The sequence below is a fragment of the Kribbella albertanoniae genome, from assembly GCF_004348455.1.
GTDB classification, from domain to species: domain Bacteria; phylum Actinomycetota; class Actinomycetes; order Propionibacteriales; family Kribbellaceae; genus Kribbella; species Kribbella albertanoniae.
In genome coordinates this window covers 1-1,384 of the sequence record NZ_SMKA01000521.1, presented here as the reverse complement: position 1 = coordinate 1,384, position 1,384 = coordinate 1, and the positions used below count along the sequence as shown (strand labels likewise).

Sequence of the window (1,384 nt, the reverse complement as noted above, 5' to 3'; positions counted from 1 at the left end):
GGGCTTCAGGCCCCAGGAGTTGGCTAGGAGTTGGAGGGAGCGTTGGCGTTCGGCGGGGTTGTGGATGTGGGTGGTGATGATGAGTTCGTCGGCGCCGGCTTTGTTGGCTCGGTGGGTTAGTTCGGCGGCGACCTGGTCGGGGGTGCCGACGATGGCGAGGCCGGCCCATTCCTCGACGGCGGCGCGCTCGCCTTCGCTCCACGGGTAGGCGGCGGCCTCTTCCGGTGACGGGAGGGGGCCGGGGCGGCCGGAGCGCAGGCGGAGGATCGAGAGCGAGTTGGCTTCGGCGAGCTGGTGGGCGCGTTCCTCGGTCTCGCCGACGATCGCCGACAGCGCGAGGATCGCGTACGGCTCGGTCTCGTGCTCGAACATCTTGAACTGCGTCTTGTATGTCGAGATCACACCTGCCGGATCGAGCGTGCCGAAGTGACCGGCGTACGCGAACCCGGTCCCGAGAGCAGCTGCCGCCTGGCCGCCGTACGTGCTGGAGCCGAGAATGTAGACCGGCGGCAACGGTACGTCGGACGGTTGCGCGGTGATCGGTTCGAAGGGGTGACCGGCCGGGAAACCCTCGGCGTACGCGCGCAGTTCGGCGTACTGCTCGGTGAAGTCGTCCGCCCCGAGCGTCTCGCGGCTCCGGCGGAGCGCGAGTGCCGTCCGCTGGTCGGTGCCGGGTGCACGACCGAGGCCGAGGTCGATGCGGTCCGGATACAACCCCGCGAGCACGCGGAACGTCTCGGCGACCTTCAGCGGCGAGTGGTTCGGCAGCATGATCCCGCCGGCGCCGACGCGGATCGTCGACGTGGCTGCGGCAACCGCCGCGATCATCACCTCGGGACTCGAACTCGCGACACTCGGGATGTTGTGATGCTCAGCCAGCCAGTACCGGTGGTACCCAGCGGCCTCAGCCACGCGCGCCAGCTCCAGCGTCTCGTGCAACGCCTGCGAAGGCTTGCTCCCCGAAGGCACCGGCGACAGATCCAACACCGACAAAGGCATAGCTTCGCTACTCACACCCATCGCCAACCGCTCCACCCCGCCACGTATTCCGCCCCGGCGTGTCGCACCTCCGTCCAGCAAGCCAGCTCCCCCGCCGACCCCAGTACGACGTTGAGCACGGCCCAACCACCTGCGCCGCCGAAATGTGGTCGATGGGTGCCCAAAGTCGACCCCCGCACCACCTTGAGCACGGCTCAACCACCGCGACGCGACCCACGTGGTTGACGGGTGCCCAAGGTCAACCCGCCACACGACCACGCACTTTGAGCACGGCTCAACCACCGCGACGCGACTCGCGTGGTTGATGGGTGCCCAAAGTCGATCCGACGCAGCACCTTGAGCACGGTTCGACCAGGTGGGCGGCCGGATTGTGGTTGAGGGGTGC

The 1,384-nt window shown here is 68.3% G+C and carries 1 protein-coding gene; it reads right to left on the bottom strand.

The window, feature by feature from the left end; translation table 11 throughout:
- Window positions 1-999 (bottom strand): LLM class flavin-dependent oxidoreductase (locus E1261_RS44745; protein WP_132416452.1); only part of this gene is annotated, 999 nt, incomplete at its 3' end.
- Window positions 1,000-1,384 lie beyond the last annotated feature (385 nt).